This is a genomic window from Amycolatopsis rubida (assembly GCF_900115345.1).
GTDB classification, from domain to species: domain Bacteria; phylum Actinomycetota; class Actinomycetes; order Mycobacteriales; family Pseudonocardiaceae; genus Amycolatopsis; species Amycolatopsis rubida.
In genome coordinates this window covers 96,182-110,829 of sequence record NZ_FOWC01000013.1, presented here as the reverse complement: position 1 = coordinate 110,829, position 14,648 = coordinate 96,182, and the positions used below count along the sequence as shown (strand labels likewise).

Below are 14,648 nucleotides of genomic sequence, written 5' to 3'. Positions count from 1 at the left end.
ACGTGGCGGATCAAGCAAGCGAGAACCCTGGTGTCCGGACCACTGCCCGAGCACGGTGCTTGCCACCGCGCACCCGGCAGGCGGTCGCCGCCGCCGTGCCCGTCCGGCGGGATCGGCTGGATTGGATACGATTGGTCACGACTGCGGGGGAGGCGGCGTGGCGCACGGACCTGAAGAGCCCATCCCGGGCGTGGACCTCGACCGGCCCAGCGTGGCGCGCGTTTACGACTGGTATCTCGGCGGTACGGCCAACTGGGCCATCGACCGCGAGTTCGGCAAGATGGTCCTTTCCGCGTTTCCGGCCGGGATGTACTGCGCCCGAGCCAACCGCGCGTTTCTGCACCGCGCGGTGCGGCATCTCGTGGGACTGGGCGTGCGCCAGTTCGTCGACATCGGTTCCGGCGTCCCGACGATGGGCAACGTGCACCAGATCGCCGACGAGGTCGCGCCGGACTCCCGTGTCGTCTACATCGACCGCGAACCCGTCGCGGTCGCGCATGCCCGGATCCTGCTGGAACGCCACGGGGATCCCGAACGCCACGCGGTGATCCAGGGCGATCTTCGCGAACCGGACGAACTGTGGCACTCCGTCGCGGACACCGGCGTCCTCGATCCCGGCCGGCCGCTGGCCCTGCTGGTCACCGCGGTCCTGCACATCCAGCAGCCCGGCCCGGACGGGCGCGACCTCGGGCCGGAGGCCATCGCGCGGTACCGGGAAATGCTGCCTCCGGGCTCGTACCTGGTGCTGTCGCAGATCACCCACGAAGGATTGCCGGAGGACATCGCCAGGCAGTTGCGTGCGGTGATCCAGTTGTACGACACCAATGTGAGCAAGCACGTGCTGCGCTCGAACGTGGAAATCCGCGCGCTGTTCGGCGATTTCGAGTTGCTGGACCCGGGCGTCACGTGGACTGCCGCCTGGCATCCCGAGGAAAGCGGGCTCAACACACCAGTAGTCGACTTCGCGGATCCGAGCGAGGCAGCGATGCTGGCCGGGGTCGCGCGCAAGCCTTGATCCGCGCGGAAGCACCGCGAAACCCTTCCCGGCCAAGGCCTGCGGTCGTCATCCCCTCAAGCGCCTCACGGACGCAGCTCAGCCCGCAGCAGCATGGCGTTGCGAAGGAGCCCGTCCGGCGGGGCGGTGGTGCCGCCGTCCGTGGTCACGTAGAAGGCTCGGCCTTCCTGCCCCGGAACCCAGGCGGCGCTGGACGGCCCGACCAGGCGTTCGTCGAACGGCTCGCCCGCGACGTGCCGGACTTCGCTGCCGTGCCGCGGAATGAGCGGCACTCGGTCGAGCGTGTTGGCGCGATGCCTGGTGACGTAAGCGAACCCGGCCTCCTCGTCGAGGACGAAGTCGTCGGCGTTGTCGATCGCGGCGACGAATTCCGCGCCACCGGCCGGGTCGAGCGTCGCGGGGTCGACCGGCACTCGCATGAAGACTTTCTGCGCGGTGGACGTGTAGTAAAGGTATCCGGTCCGCGCGCTGTACCGGACGCCGTTGACGCCCGGCTGTCGCGGCGGGGCGATCTCGGCGTCCGGGTCGTCGGCCATGGTGTCGTGGGCCAGCCAGATCCGGGCCTGTGCCCCGCGCGCGCCGGCATCGAGGTCGACGCGCCAGATCAGCCCGGCGAAGCAGTCGGCGACGGCCAGTACCCCGCGGCCGAGCAGGCAGCTGCCGTTGAGTGCGCGCACCCGGTCGTCGAAGGTGAAGACGATCTCCGGGGCGACCGGTTCGCCGGGCGTCCAGCCGGTGAGGTCGAGCCGGACCAGATGCGATTCGTGGGTGGTGTACCCCTCGGTCAGGCTGAGCACGAAGACGTCCGGCCGGACCTCGACGATCCCCGTCACGGGATGGTCGAAGCGATGCACCAGAACGGGACGCCGCGGCTCCGGCACGATCCACAGCTCCCGCTGCAGGAGGACGGTGACCAGCACCGAACCGTCGGAACGGACGGCGAGGTTTTCCGGGAAGTACTTTTCCGGGAAGGACGCGACCGGGGTCAGCGTGACGTCCGGGACGGGGGTCATCGGCATGGCGGGCTCTCCTGACATTAAAAGAGGACGGACATCCGCTTTTCTTCTACGCTAGGCTGCCCCCGAGCCGGGTGTCAAGGCGAGGAGCGGACGTTGCCGAGGGTGAGCCAGCAGTACAAGGACGACCAGCGGGGCGAAATCCTGGCGGCCGCGCGCCGCTGTTTCCTCCGCGACGGGTTCCACCGCACGTCGATGCAGGACGTCTTCACCGAGGCAGGCAAGTCCGCGGGCGCGGTTTACCGGTACTTCCCGAAGAAGGAGGACATGATCGTCGCGGTCGCCGCGCAGAACCTCGACGACGTCACCGGCGTGCTGCGCGCTGCCCTTGCCCGCGGCGGCGGCGGCGAGCACGGTGTCGGCGAGGTGATGGCGGAACTGCTGGAGGCCGTGACCGGCCTGCACCGCGACCGGGAACTGGCGAGCATGGCGGTGCTGGTCTGGTCGGAAGCCCAGCGCAACCCGGAACTCGCCGAGCGCCTCGCCGCCGCGTCGGCCGAGATGAGTGCCGAGGTGGCCGGCCTCGTGCGCGGCCGGCAGGAGAGCGGGATCTGGGCCGGCGCACCGGCCGAGGCTCTCGCGCAGGCGATTTTGGCGCTCCTGCCCGGGTTTCTCTTCAACCTGGCGCTGTCCGGACCGGACGGAGTAAGCGGATTCCCGGACGCGGTCCGCACGCTGTTTCCGCGGTGAACCCCGCCTGCCGACGAGACGTGCCGGGCGGCTTCTCTCTCTCGGCCGGGTTTGCGTCTGCCGCGGAGAACGAGTGTGATGCTCTGATGCTCATCCCGTCCGAAGCCGCCCCGGTCCCCTGGCGCAACGGAGCAGGCACCACCCGGGAACTCGCCGCCGACGCCGATCCGTCCCGGTGGCGGATCAGCGTCGCGGACCTGCTCGAAGACGCGCCGTTCTCGTCTTTCCCGGGAATCGACCGGCTTTTCACCGCTCTCGGGCCGCTCCGGCTGACCGTCAACGGGACCGTCACCGACCTCGAGCGCGGCGACCAGATCCGGTTCGCCGGGGAAGACACCGTGCGGGCGACCCTGGACCAGCCGACCCGGGCCCTCAACGTGATGACCCGGCGCGGGCTGTACCGGGCGGAGGTCGTCCTTCGCTCCCCCGCGGAGAACGGCGGGGACGGAGCGGTCGCGTCGGTCGACCTCGGCGAGCAAATCGCCGATGTTTTCCTCACCGCGCTGGCATGATCCCGCGCCTCCAGCCGCGCCTTCATCCGGCGGCATTCGCGCAGGATCGCGTCGCCGCCCGAGGAAGGGCCGCTCGCCGGCCTGGCCGACCATGGTCACGATCATGAAGCCCAGCTGGACCAGCGTGGACAGGAAGGTCATGAACGCGAACGAGTACGGGTCCAGCCGCTGCACACCGAGCACGGCCAGTCCCGTCCACACCACCTGCGTCCCGGCCGCCGGGTAGAACGCCCCCATGCCGCCAAGCCGCTGCGTCAGCCTGGCCGCGATCCGGCTGTTGACGCTCACCGCCTGGGTCGAGCGCCTGCGGCGGCCGGTGCTGCTGGATCCACGGATGCGGGCTCGACTCCAGCAGGCTCACGCCGCGGCTGAGCGTCCGGTCGTGCTGGTCGAGATGCCGCTGCAGGTCCGCGATCTGTTCGAAGACGGCCTCGGCGTTTTCGTAGGTCTGCACCGAACGGCGGTCGACCGCGCGCAGCGGACCCCAGGCCGCGGCGACGAGCGCGAGGACCACGTACAGCGCGGGCATCGATCCGATCGCGCGAGTCAGCGCGGCCGCGAACGCGCCGGTGAACCTGATCTGCTCGTCCGCGGTCGTGGCCGGACGCCGCGGCAAGCGCGGCAGTCACGGCATGCGGCGGCGGTTCACCCGATCCGTCCGGATTCGGCGGCCGCACCGGCTTTCCAGCACGTTTTCGTTTGCTCCGCCGATCCGCGCCGCGCCACCGTCGAGCCCCTTTCGCTGCTTGCCGGTTTCCGCGCACCAGTATCCCGGCGAGGTTCCGGGAGGGATGCCCGGCACCCGTGCTCGACTGTCCACCGAGGACTGTCAGCGGCCGGGCGCGCGGCAAACAGGACGGCGATACGGAAAGGAAATCGTTGTCCGGGCCGTCTCGTTCACCGCTGGCGAAAACGCGGGCTCCCGGCCGCGAGCACACCGCGGGAGCGGTGACCGTGTTCGGCGCGAGCCCGGACGCGCAGGTTCTCGCCGCGGTTGACCAGATTCAGGGCTCCGGCGAGATGGCCGAGGGCGTCGTCGTGCCGGGCTCCGCGGGCGCAGGCCCGGCCGCACTGCGAACGCGCACTCCAGCTTTACCGGACGGCGAACCATCCGGCGGTGGCCGACGTCCTCGACAGCCTCGCGCACATCGCCCATCACACCGACGCCATCGAGCACCACCGCGAAGCGCTCGTGCTGTACCGGGAGTCCGGCAACACCTATTTGGAAGCCGACACCCTCGAACACCTCGGCCACCCCCACCGCGAGACGGGCGACTCCGGCAAGGCACGCGCGGTGTGGCAGCTGACGCTCGACTTGTTCCGTGCACAGGGCCGGTTCGCGGAGGTCAACGCAGTGGAAACCGCGCCGGCCCGGCTCGGCTCCGGGCTTCGCTCCCGCAGCGGGCCACGATGCGGCAAGCTGGACCCGTGCCCATGGAATCAGTGATCGGCAACCACGCCAAGGACCAGCTCGAATACTTCGTCGACGAGCACCGCGAGGCGCTTCAGCACTGCCTCGACGGACTCACCGAGGAGCAGGCCCGCCGGTCGCTCGTGCCGTCGAAGACCACGCTGCTCGGCCTGGTCAAACACGTGACCTTCGTGGAGAAGGTCTGGTTCGACGAAGCCGTCACCGGTCGTTCGCGCGCCGAGATCGGGATCCCGGAGACGCCGGACGAATCGTTTGCCCTCACCGATGACGACACCATCGCGTCCATTCAGCAGGCGCACCGCGAGGCATGCGAAGCCGCGCGGCAGGCCACCGCGTCGCTCGAACTGACCGACATCCTGCCCGGCAACCGGCGCGGCCCCTTGCCGCTGCGGTTCGTCTATCTGCACGTTCTGCGGGAACTCGCGCAGCACTGCGGGCACGCGGACATCCTCCGCGAGCAGATCCTCGCGGAGGACGGGGCACCGGCTACTTCTTGACCGGATAAGCCTTGGGCGAGCCGTCCTTGTCAACGCCTGCCGCGGCGTACTTGCTGACCCAGTCCGGCACGAAGCCCACTTCGGTGGACAGGTCCTTGCCGGTTTTGGCGTCGAGGACGATCGGCTGCTTTCCGTTGGTGTAGCCGTACAGCGCGCCGTGCCAGGCGACGGTCAGGCCGCCCGGCGGGACACGGTTCGCGGCCTGGTCGGGCAGGCTCCACAGTGTGGTCCCGGCCTTCGCGTCGTACGCGGTCAGCACGCCGGAGTCGGTGCAGGCGAGCACCGACTGCTCGTCGTACAGGCAGTCGCCGTACGAGTCGGGGCCCAGGTTCCGGGTCCCCTCCACCGAGAACTTCTCCGTGCCGGTCGACGCGTCGAGGAACTTCAGGAAGGCGTGGCCGCTGCTGTACTCGGTGGCCTTCAGGACCACCATCGCGGGATCGGCGGGCAGGATCTCGACCGCGCTCGATTTGGCGGCGGCGACCCACTTCTGCTGGCCGGTGGCGACGTCGAGCGCGGTCGCCTGGACCATCGAAGAATTCTCGGCCACAGTGGAGTCGACTCCCACCACGACCTCGCCGTTCAGGCTGCCCGCGACGTAGTCCTTGCGCTCCCACAGCTGCTTCCCGGTCGCCGGATCCAAGGCGACAGTCAGGGTGTGGTCCGACTGCGCGAAGCTGGCCACGACCGCCTTGTCGGTGGCCGCGACGACCTGCGTGACGGAACGGTCGCCGGTGATCCCGTACTGGTCGTCGGCGACCTTCGCGTTCGTCTGCCAGGCCTTCGCCCCGGTTTCCGGGTTCACCGCGATGACCGCGAGCGCGACATAGCCCGGTGTCGTGCCCTGCTCGGGCATCCGCAGCGGGACGGCTCCGACGGCGAGCCGGTCGGTGACGAGCGGCGGACGCGGCCCGCTCTGCTCGACGAACGGCCCCTGGTGCGCGTTCGGGTCGGCGGCCGGGCCCTCGATCTTGGTGTTCCACTTCTCGCGGCCGGTGAGGACGTCGACCGCGCTCAGCGATTCGGGGGCGATGAGGTAACCGGTGCGGTCGCGCAGCGTCATGAACTTCGACGTCACCGAGCCGCCCATGGTGGCCTGCAGCGCCGTGCGGGGCAGCGAAACACCCTTGCCGGTGTCGAACGCCAACGGCGGATCAGCGGTGACCGCTTCGGGCTCGGCGGAGGACGCGGGCGGCTGGCCGGCCGGTCCGGCCTGGCCGGTGGGCAGAGTCGGCACGGACCCGCCTCCGCACGCGGCCGTGGCTGCCAGCACCCCCAGGCAGGCCGCAGTGATCAACGTTCGCCGCATCGGTGTCCCCATTCTCCCGAATCACTGCTCCATTCGGAGTCGTCCGGGAACTTAGCCGACAGAACGGCCGCATGCGCACGAGTTCGCGCAAATCCGGCGAAAAAGGTGTCGCGGGCCCGCGCGGGTACTCGGACGAGTGACGGACGCCCACCCATCCGCGCTCGGTCCGGCTGCGAATGCCCGGTGTGACCTCCCGTCCACGGAGCCATCGACTTGACGCCGCTGCCGCTGAAAGACTTCGCGGTGCGGGCCTTCGGCGCCTGCGGCAAAGCCGTCCGGGTTGCTGTCTCGACGGAAGCCGTGGCCGGGTGTCGCGATCATTGTCGCGTTTGGACTGATCGGCGGGGTCGCGGTGGCCGCGCGGCCGGATCTGACCGCAGTCGCGTTGCCGGCTCCGCTGGCCAGCCTCGTAGCCGGAGTCGCGGTTTTCCCGCTGCTGCACCGAATCGCGGCACAACAGCAGGCGACAGACTCGTCGCGCCGGTCGGCAGCGTCGGTGCCGGAGTGCTCGGCTGTGCCGGACAGGCGATCAGCGTAACGCGAGAGGCCACTGCATCCCGGGAGGCGGTCGGACCGCTCCTGCCCGCGGTTTCGGCTCCGTCCATTCCCTGACGCGGATTTCGCCAAGCTCGGGATCCCGGCGTTCCGCACGCCCAACCGGAACTTCTATCGCGTCGACACCGCGTTGTCGGTTCCGCAGGTGCGCACCGAGGACTGGAGCCCGCGGATCCGCGGGATGGCCGAACGGGAAATCCGGTACCGCTACCGGCCGCTGGTCGAGCGCACGGTGACGATGACGTGCGTGTCCACTTCGAACTTCATCGGCGTCGATCTGCTGGCGGAAGCCCGGTGCGGATCGCCTGCGGGGCCCGGCAGCCGACGACCTTGCGCGCCGAGGTGAACCGGAATACCCGGCGAGGTGATGGATCCAGATTTCCGTGAAGCCCGGCGCCCATCAGGTTTTCGTGCGCACGGCCGACAAATCCGGCTGCGTCCGGATCGAAGCCCGGCGGGGCGACCGGATGGCATTCCACGACTTTTATCGCTTCCTGGCCAATCCGGCTCCGGCCCGGCGCCGAATCCCCGCCGAACAATCCACTGTGAACGGAGAACTGCCGTGAAGACCCTTCGCCTCGCGCCGGGTTCGCTCGACTCGATGGGCCCGCTGCTCACGAAGCTGGTCGCGGCGGTCAAGGCCACCAATCTGGTCGACACGCTCGACAGCCAGCAGGCCATCACCGTCTTCGCCCCGGCCGACCCGGCGTTCACCGCGCTCGGCGACGCGAAGTTCAAGGAACTGGCGGCCAACCCGAACCAGCTCGCGCCGATCCGGCAGTACCACGTCGCCGCCAAGGGCCTCGCACAGGCCGGGTGCCGTCACCTCGCTGAACAGCGCGGGCGGCCCGCTGAAGATCGAGGGTTCCGGCGACACCATGACGGTCAACGGCGCGAAGATCCTCTGCGGCAACATCCCGACCGAGAACGCCACCGTCTTCGTCATCGACAAGGTGCTCACCCCCGGAACCAACAAGAACTGAAGCCACCGGGCCCGGCGCGCCTCCCCAGCGCCGGGCCCGGTTTCCCGCTCAGCTGAGCGAAGAAGCCACGTGCAGATCGACGTTCTTGGTCTCCGGGGCCATCAAGGCGCTCACGATCGCGCCCAGCGCGGCGATCCCGGCGGCGATGTACATCGTGGCCGACAATCCGAGATTGGTGAGCGACCACGGCGTCGCGAAGGTGCCGACAGCCGCGCCGATCCGGCTGATCCCGGTGCACAGTCCCACCGCCGACGCGCGGACCTCGGTCGGGAACAGCTCGTTCGGATAGATCCATTCCAGAATGGACGGTCCGCCGTTGAACACCGCGTACACCGCGAAGGCGAGCGCGATCAGCCACAGCGCGGCACCCGGTTGCAGGCCGAGGTAGAACAGTCCGGCCGCGGAAATCGCGAAGCCCCAGATCAGGACGGGACGGCGGCCGAGCCGGTCCACCAGCAGCAGCGCGGCGATATTGCCGACGAAGAAGAAGAAATTGATCAGGCCGTAGCCGAGGTGCGACAGGTTGCCGCCGCCGAGGTTGAACAGTTCGAGGATCTGCGGCCCGAAGGCGTAGATCGCGAACAGCGGGACGACCGTGCACGTCCAGAAAATCGAGATGAACACGACCCGCTTGAGATATCCGCGGCGCCACAACGCGGACATCGGGGTTTTGGTTTCGGCTTCCGGCAGGTCGTCCAGCGTCGCGTGCTCGCCGATCGTCGTGCGCAAAACCTCCAGCGCTTCGGCGTCGCGGCCCTTGCTGTGCAGCCAGCGCGGCGATTCCGGAATGCTGGTGCGGGCGATCACGATCAGCAGCGCGGGCACCGCCGAGGACAGCAGCATCCACTTCCAGCCCTGGTCCACGTTCAGCAGGAAGAACCCGACGAACGCGGCGACCGTCGCGCCGACGAACCACATCGCGTTCAGCCCGCCGACCAGCCGCGCCCGCCACGCTTTCGGCGCGAATTCGGTGACCAGCGCGGTCGCGATGGGATAGTCCGCGCCCACCGCGACGCCGATCAGCAGCCGCAGCACGAACAATTGCGCGGCGTCGGCGACGAAGAACTGCAGCACCGAGCACACGATGATCGCGATCAGGTCGATCGTGTACATCAGTTTCCGGCCGATCCGGTCGGTGAGCGGGCCGAACACCGCTCCCCCGATGAACACGCCGACCAGCGCGGACGCGCCGATCAGGCCGGACCACAGCGAGTCCATCCGCCACTGCGGGCCGATCTGCACCAGCGCGATGCCGATGATGCTGAGGATGTAGCCGTCCAGGAACGGCCCGCCGGAAGAGTACAGCGCGAGCTTGCGGTGAAACCCGTTGAGCCGGGCCGAATCCAGGGTTGCGCGGACAACAGAGCCCGCGGTGTCCGGTGCGCGGTCAGTCTTCATGTCGGTTGGTCTCCTCGCTGCCGACCGCCGCCACGGCGTCGATCTCGATGCGTTTCGTCCCCCGGAACCCGGCGACCTGGACCGTGGTCCGCGGCGGCAGGTCGATGCCGGCGAATCGGTCGAGGTAGGCCTGGTGGTAGGCGTCGAACTCGCCGAGGTCGGCGAGGAACACCGTCAGTTTGAGCAGCGTGCGCAGGCTCCCTCCCGCGGCCCGCAGGGTGTCCTCAAGGTTGTCGAGGGCGACCCGCACCTGCTCGTCGATTTCTTCCGGGACGCTGCCGTCCCGCCGGGCCGGGACCTGCCCGCACGCCCAGATCACCCCGCCGAAAACGGCGGCACCGGCGTAGGGACGCGGTCCGTGCGGATGCGCTACCAGCTCTCGCGAAGTCATCGGCCCTCCCGGTGGTCCGGAATCAGGAACCCGCACGCGATCGAGTACGCGAGAGTCCACAGTGGAGTTTTCACGGACACACCATGGGCGACCGCTTCGCGATGCCGCTGTTTCCGTTCCGCCGCAGTGGAAATCACCGGTCCGTCCGGAACCTCGCGCAGCGGGCGGATCACCAACCCCACGACCGGTGGACGCGGTTCCGCGGCGGCGGGCAGCCTCAGCAGGTCCCCGCTCGGAGTGACGACCGTGCGTTCCCCGCCATCCGAAAGGGACAGGACCCGGCCGGATCGTTCGGCGATGTCCAACGCAGCCCAATCCAGCACCGGACTGCCAGTCATTCCCGGCACGACCACCGTGCCCACCACGGCGGCCGTTTCGCAGGCGGGCACGAACGCCTGCAGCGGACCGCGCGAAGCCGGGTCGTGCGCCACCGCGTACCCGTCGCAATGTTCCAGCCTGAGACCGACCCGTCCGGCCGGGATCCGGGCTGTTTCGGTGGCCAAGGCGTCGAGCCCGGCACCCTCGTGCACCTCGGCGGACGCGATGACTTCAGCCAGGTACTCCGCCTCGCCGCTGCTCAGCCCCGACGCCCGCAAGGCACGGAGCGAAACCTCGTGGATCTCCCGCACGGACACCCGGGTGCGCACGGTTTCGGCCGCCGCGACACGCTCGGCCCTCGCCGCGGTCATTGTCCGGCTCCGGGGAACACCGTGTCGAACAGCCGGAGCCAGTTGCCGCCCAGCACCTGCGCCACGACGGTTTCGTCCAGGCCCACTTCCAGCAATCCCTCGGTGAGGACCGGGAAGTCGGCCGGACCGCCGAACCAGGTCGGCCACACCGGCCACTGCGGCTCCACCGGAACCGCGGACGCGGGCCGCCACCGGCCGTTGCGGAGCCACGCGACGTAGTCCTGCGACCAGTTGCGCGTGCAGTCGCTGCCCAGCGCTACGTGGTCCGGCCCGATCCGCTCGACCAGTCCCGCGACCATCTCGCAGAACTGCCGCCGCGTCGTCTTCTCGCCGCCGATCACGTTGGGGTACAAGCAACAGCCGAGCACCCCGCCGCGCGCGGCGAGGGCGTCGATGACGTCGTCCGGCTTGTTGCGCGGCGAATCCGCGAAGGACAGCGGGTTCGCGTGCGTGATCGCGACCGGTCCGGCCGAGGCGTCGATCGCGTCGCGGCTCGTGCGGTTCCCGACGTGCGACAGGTCGACCAGCATCCCGACGCGGTTCATTTCCGCGACGATGAAGCGGCCGTACGCGGTGAGCCCGGAATCGTGGTCGTCGTAGCAGGCACCGCCGACGAGGTTCTGGATGTTGTAGGTCAGCTGCGCGATGCGCACGCCGAGGCGGTGGAAGACCTCGACCATCCGGTAGTCGTCGCCGAAGGGCGAGGAGTTCTGGAAGCCGAGCAGCACCGCCAGCCTGCCGTCGCGTTTCGCCTGCCGGATGTCATCGGCGTTCTCGGCGAGGACGACCAGATCGGCGTTGTCCCGCGCGAGTTCGTACCAATCCGCGACCGCGCGCAGCGTTTCCTGCGGGCCTTCCCAGACCGCGCAGGTCGCGTTCACGCCGGTGACGCCGCCCGCTTTCAGTTCCTCCAGGACTTTGCGGTCCCAGTTGTTGATCTGCAGTCCGTCGACGACAGTGAGGTCGCCGTGCTCCAGGGGGTCCACTCAGGACTCCTTTCCGGGCTTGCGGGTGAACAGCCAGTCGTCGTCCGCTCCGGACTCGACGTCGCGCGCCCGGGGCGCGCCGGAGAACAGCGTGACGCGCAACCAGTCGGTCGACTGCGGGCTGTAGTTCTCCATGCCGTAAAGGGCGAGCTGGAATCGCTGCAGGTGCAGCGGAAGGAAATCGCCGGCGAGCAGGTTCGCGCGGACCTCGCCGTAACGGAGCCCGGCGACAGACTGCACGCGCGCGACAATTCCGCGATGCCACGGGAATTCGAGCAGGAACTCCGCCACCGATCGGCCCGCGTCCGCGGCGGCCAGGTCGTGCCGGAGGGCGTGCACGGCGCGGGCGACGTCGATCGGGTGCTCCATCGATTCGCCCGGGTCCTGGCCGCGGTTGCCGCGCCGGGGTTCTTCGTTGTCCTCTGCGGAGAACCAGAACCTCGCCTGTTCGTTCGGATCGGTGAAGTCGAACTCGCGGGTCCAGTCGTACCGGTCGGCGAGCAGGTCGCGCAGCTCGCCGCAGGTCTGCGCGAGGTCGACTCGCCGGCGTTGGTCACAGGTCAGCAGGTGCTCGATCTCCGCGTCGAGCGAGTCGTCCAGTTCGACCAGGACGGTGTGCAGCACGGCCCGGGCCTCGGCGCCGAACTCCGCGGCTCGGTCGTCGAGGTCCCGCCACCGGAAGCCGCCCGCGGGGAATTCGCTGAGCAGCGAGGCGATTCCGCCGAGCCGGTCAGCCAGTTCGGGACCGGTCAGGTACGGCGCGGTCGTCAGGGTGTCGCGTTCGGCGAAGTACCGGCGGGCCCGGTCGAGCAGTTCACTCGCCCGCCGGACCGAACCGGCGTCCGCCTCGGCGTCGAGGGCATGGGCCAGCGGGAGTTCCCGTGCCGAGCACCAGGCGTCGAGGATGTGCGGATGGTTCACCACGAACGGGACCATGCCGAGTCCGGTCGCGTTGCCGAGGCCGAGATACCGTCGCCATTCGCCGGAAAGCTTCGCCGCGGCCGGGTTTCGGCAGGCGGCGCACTGTTCGACCAGGTCATAGCTGAACTCGCGCAGCAGCCACGCGGCCAGCATCTGCGCGCGGTAGGGCACCTGCAACGGCGGGATTTCGGCAAGCCGGTCGAAGTCGGCGAGACCGAACTTTCCGTTGCTGTAGAAGGCCGTACTGCGCAGGATGTAGCAGGCGTCGCCCATCGTGGCGCAGTCCGGCTGTGCACCGGCAGCCAGTTGCGCCACCACGTAGTCGAAGAATCGCTCGCTCCGGTTGGCCCGGGTCCACACCAGTGTCGCGGCGTCGGCGCGGCCAGCTTCCTGCCGGGGCACTTCCCGGCGCAGTTCGGCCAGCCGATCGTCGGGAACCGGCCCTTCCACCAGAGCGGCAGTGACATCCCAGCGCTTCGCGATCACGCGGTCAGTACGCTCGTTTTCCCGCAGTACCGTGGAAAACACCGCGAAGTGCAGCAGAGTGCCGTCCGCGTCGATCCGGTAGACCGCCTCGCCGTGGCCGCTGTCGTCGAACTCCCACCGGGTGCGGGACACTGCCCAGCGTTCCCGCGCCGCCTGACGGAGGAACGACCGCGCGAAGCTGTGCCGGGTGTAGCGGGCAGCGCCCAGTTCCGCCGGAGCGAGCGCGGTGTCCGCGGGCCGGGTCACGATTGTTCCCGAGGCGCGGACGTCCGCAGGTACGCGGTTTTGGTCCAGGTGAAGAACTCCGCGGCGGATTCGCCGTTCTGCTCGCGGGGTGCGGGGAACGACGAGTCTTTGAGGCCGCCGAACGGGGCATGCACCTCGGACCCGGTGTTCGGCGCGTTGACCTTCACGATGCCCGCGTCCAGGTCGCGCAGGCACTGCCGGACCGCGCGCTCGTCGTCGGTGAACACCGCCGCGGTGAGCCCGAACCGGGTGCCGTTCGCGAGCCGGATCGCCTCGTCCAGGTCGACGGCGCGCAGCACGGTGGCGACCGGGCCGAACACTTCCTCCTGGCTGATCGTCAGTTCGGGCGTCCCGGCCAGCAGCGTCGGCGCGACGAACGCCCCGCCCCGCGGGCAGTCCGCGCGGGCCAGCACCGTCGCGCCCTCGCCGACCGCCTGCTGGATCGCGCCCTCGACCTCTTCCGCCGCCCGGGCGGACACCAACGGCCCGATCTCGGTTCCCGGCGTCGTCCCCGGCCCGACGACGAGGCCCTTGACCCGGGCGGACAGCTCGGCGACCAGCCGGTCGTAGGCATCCCCGACCGCGATGATCCGGCGAGCGGCCGTGCACTTCTGCCCGGTTCCGCTCATCGACGCGGTGACCAGCGCCGCGGCGGCTTGGGCCGGGTCGGCGTCGGGCAGGACGATCGCCGCGCTGTGCCCGCCGAGTTCGAGCTGCACTTTCGCGCCGCGCGGCACGACCGCGGCCTGGATCGCGCGGCCGACCGGCACCGATCCGGTGAACGTGACACCGGACAGCTCCGGCCGCTCCACCAGCTCCGCGCCCAGCGAACCGGGCGCGAGCAGCAGGTTGAGCACGCCGTCCGGCACCCCGGCCTCGACGAGGATCTCGGCGAACGCCACCGCCAGCGCGACCGTGTCGCTGGCCGGCTTCCACACCACGGAGTTGCCCCACAGCAGCGCGGGGGCGAGCTTCCACGCCGGGATCTGCACCGGGAAGTTCCACGGCGTGATCACGCCGACGACGCCCAGCGGACGGCGCACGGTCCGCACGACCTCGTCCGGGTTGCCGGAGGGGTAGAGCACGCCGTCGGCACTGCGCGCCCGGCCCGCGTGATAGTGCAGCGTCTCGACCGAGGCGGCCACCTCGCCGCGCGACTCCGCCAGCGTCTTGCCCTGCTCGCGGGTCATCAGCGCGGCCACCGATTCGGCGCGCTGGGCGAGCAGTTCCGCGGCCCGCCGCAGCACGAGACCTCGGGCGATGGTGCCCTGGCGATCCCACTCCGGCTGCGCCGCCACCGCCGCGCGCACTGCCTGGTCCAGCAGCTCCGGACCGGCTGTGCGGTATTCGGCCACGATCTGCGCGGGATCCGCCGGGTCGACACTCTGCGTGACCGGTCCGTCGCCGGGAACCCACCGTCCCGCTACGAAGTGCTGCAACGACAATGCGTGATCCACGGGTGCTCCTCGACGTTCGCGACGGTGCTTGTCTTCCATCACGCTAAGTCGCGCGGAACACAGAG

At 69.8% G+C, this 14,648-nt stretch carries 14 protein-coding genes and 2 pseudogenes; 8 read left to right on the top strand and 8 right to left on the bottom strand.

Translation table 11 applies throughout. The annotated features are described in order from the left end of the window. Nucleotides 1-190: 190 nt before the first annotated feature. Nucleotides 191-1,015: an SAM-dependent methyltransferase gene (locus BM362_RS35620; RefSeq protein WP_093576138.1), complete on the top strand. Its 825-nt coding sequence runs from the start codon at nt 191-193 to the stop codon at nt 1,013-1,015. Between the two features lie 65 nt (nt 1,016-1,080). Here BM362_RS35620 and BM362_RS35615 read toward each other — a convergent pair whose 3' ends face one another. Next, the gene (locus BM362_RS35615) at nt 1,081-2,034 is read right to left on the bottom strand and encodes a hypothetical protein (RefSeq protein WP_067584735.1); all 954 of its coding nucleotides are present in this window, start codon (nt 2,032-2,034) and stop codon (nt 1,081-1,083) included. Nucleotides 2,035-2,136: 102 nt separating this feature from the next. Here BM362_RS35615 and BM362_RS35610 point away from each other — a divergent pair, with 102 nt between their 5' ends. The 4 genes from BM362_RS35610 (at nt 2,137) to BM362_RS35595 (ending at nt 5,162) form a co-directional block, all read left to right on the top strand. Further along, on the top strand, nt 2,137-2,721 hold the full coding sequence (locus tag BM362_RS35610) for a TetR/AcrR family transcriptional regulator (RefSeq protein WP_232791757.1): 585 nt from the start codon (nt 2,137-2,139) through the stop codon (nt 2,719-2,721). An 86-nt stretch (nt 2,722-2,807) separates the two neighbouring features. Next, the gene (locus tag BM362_RS35605; RefSeq protein ID WP_067584728.1) at nt 2,808-3,233 is read left to right on the top strand and encodes a HutD/Ves family protein; all 426 of its coding nucleotides are present in this window, start codon (nt 2,808-2,810) and stop codon (nt 3,231-3,233) included. 1,117 nt (nt 3,234-4,350) lie between these two features. Further along, nucleotides 4,351-4,680: a tetratricopeptide repeat protein gene (locus BM362_RS35600; RefSeq protein ID WP_093576137.1), complete on the top strand. Its 330-nt coding sequence runs from the start codon at nt 4,351-4,353 to the stop codon at nt 4,678-4,680. Beyond that, on the top strand, nt 4,668-5,162 hold the full coding sequence (locus tag BM362_RS35595; protein WP_067584722.1) for a DinB family protein: 495 nt from the start codon (nt 4,668-4,670) through the stop codon (nt 5,160-5,162). The genes BM362_RS35600 and BM362_RS35595 overlap by 13 nt, the downstream gene beginning before the upstream one ends. Here BM362_RS35595 and BM362_RS35590 read toward each other — a convergent pair. Then, a complete protein-coding gene (locus BM362_RS35590; protein WP_143132579.1) occupies nt 5,152-6,399 on the bottom strand; it encodes an outer membrane protein assembly factor BamB family protein in 1,248 nt (415 codons plus the stop codon). The genes BM362_RS35595 and BM362_RS35590 overlap by 11 nt on opposite strands. Before the next feature lie 270 nt (nt 6,400-6,669). Here BM362_RS35590 and BM362_RS50810 point away from each other — a divergent pair. The 3 genes and pseudogenes from BM362_RS50810 to BM362_RS35575 all read left to right on the top strand — a co-directional run. Then, nucleotides 6,670-7,306: pseudogene (locus BM362_RS50810) on the top strand (molybdopterin-dependent oxidoreductase); the annotation flags it as partial. 103 nt (nt 7,307-7,409) lie between these two features. Next, a complete protein-coding gene (locus BM362_RS35580) occupies nt 7,410-7,592 on the top strand; it encodes a hypothetical protein (protein ID WP_093576135.1) in 183 nt (60 codons plus the stop codon). A gap of 14 nt (nt 7,593-7,606) precedes the next feature. Next, nucleotides 7,607-8,009, top strand: a pseudogene (locus BM362_RS35575) (fasciclin domain-containing protein); the annotation flags it as partial. Nucleotides 8,010-8,057: 48 nt separating this feature from the next. Here the strand turns inward: BM362_RS35575 and BM362_RS35570 are convergent. From BM362_RS35570 to BM362_RS35545, 6 genes are read right to left on the bottom strand one after another with little or no spacing between them, the layout of a single operon-like run. Continuing rightward, the gene (locus tag BM362_RS35570) at nt 8,058-9,407 is read right to left on the bottom strand and encodes an MFS transporter (RefSeq protein WP_067584712.1); all 1,350 of its coding nucleotides are present in this window, start codon (nt 9,405-9,407) and stop codon (nt 8,058-8,060) included. Further along, complete coding sequence (locus BM362_RS35565; RefSeq protein WP_067584709.1) at nt 9,397-9,798, bottom strand: RidA family protein; 402 nt, start codon at nt 9,796-9,798, stop codon at nt 9,397-9,399. Before BM362_RS35565 ends, BM362_RS35570 begins: the two co-directional genes overlap by 11 nt. Further along, a complete protein-coding gene (locus BM362_RS35560) occupies nt 9,795-10,487 on the bottom strand; it encodes a hypothetical protein (protein ID WP_093576134.1) in 693 nt (230 codons plus the stop codon). Before BM362_RS35560 ends, BM362_RS35565 begins: the two co-directional genes overlap by 4 nt. After that, entirely contained in the window at nt 10,484-11,473 is a 990-nt protein-coding gene (locus tag BM362_RS35555) for a membrane dipeptidase (protein ID WP_093576133.1), read from the bottom strand. Before BM362_RS35555 ends, BM362_RS35560 begins: the two co-directional genes overlap by 4 nt. Further along, nucleotides 11,474-13,126: a hypothetical protein gene (locus BM362_RS35550; RefSeq protein WP_093576132.1), complete on the bottom strand. Its 1,653-nt coding sequence runs from the start codon at nt 13,124-13,126 to the stop codon at nt 11,474-11,476. It lies immediately after the preceding gene. Then, nucleotides 13,123-14,583: an aldehyde dehydrogenase family protein gene (locus BM362_RS35545; protein WP_198545418.1), complete on the bottom strand. Its 1,461-nt coding sequence runs from the start codon at nt 14,581-14,583 to the stop codon at nt 13,123-13,125. The genes BM362_RS35550 and BM362_RS35545 overlap by 4 nt, the downstream gene beginning before the upstream one ends. Between the last annotated feature and the right edge of the window lie 65 nt (nt 14,584-14,648).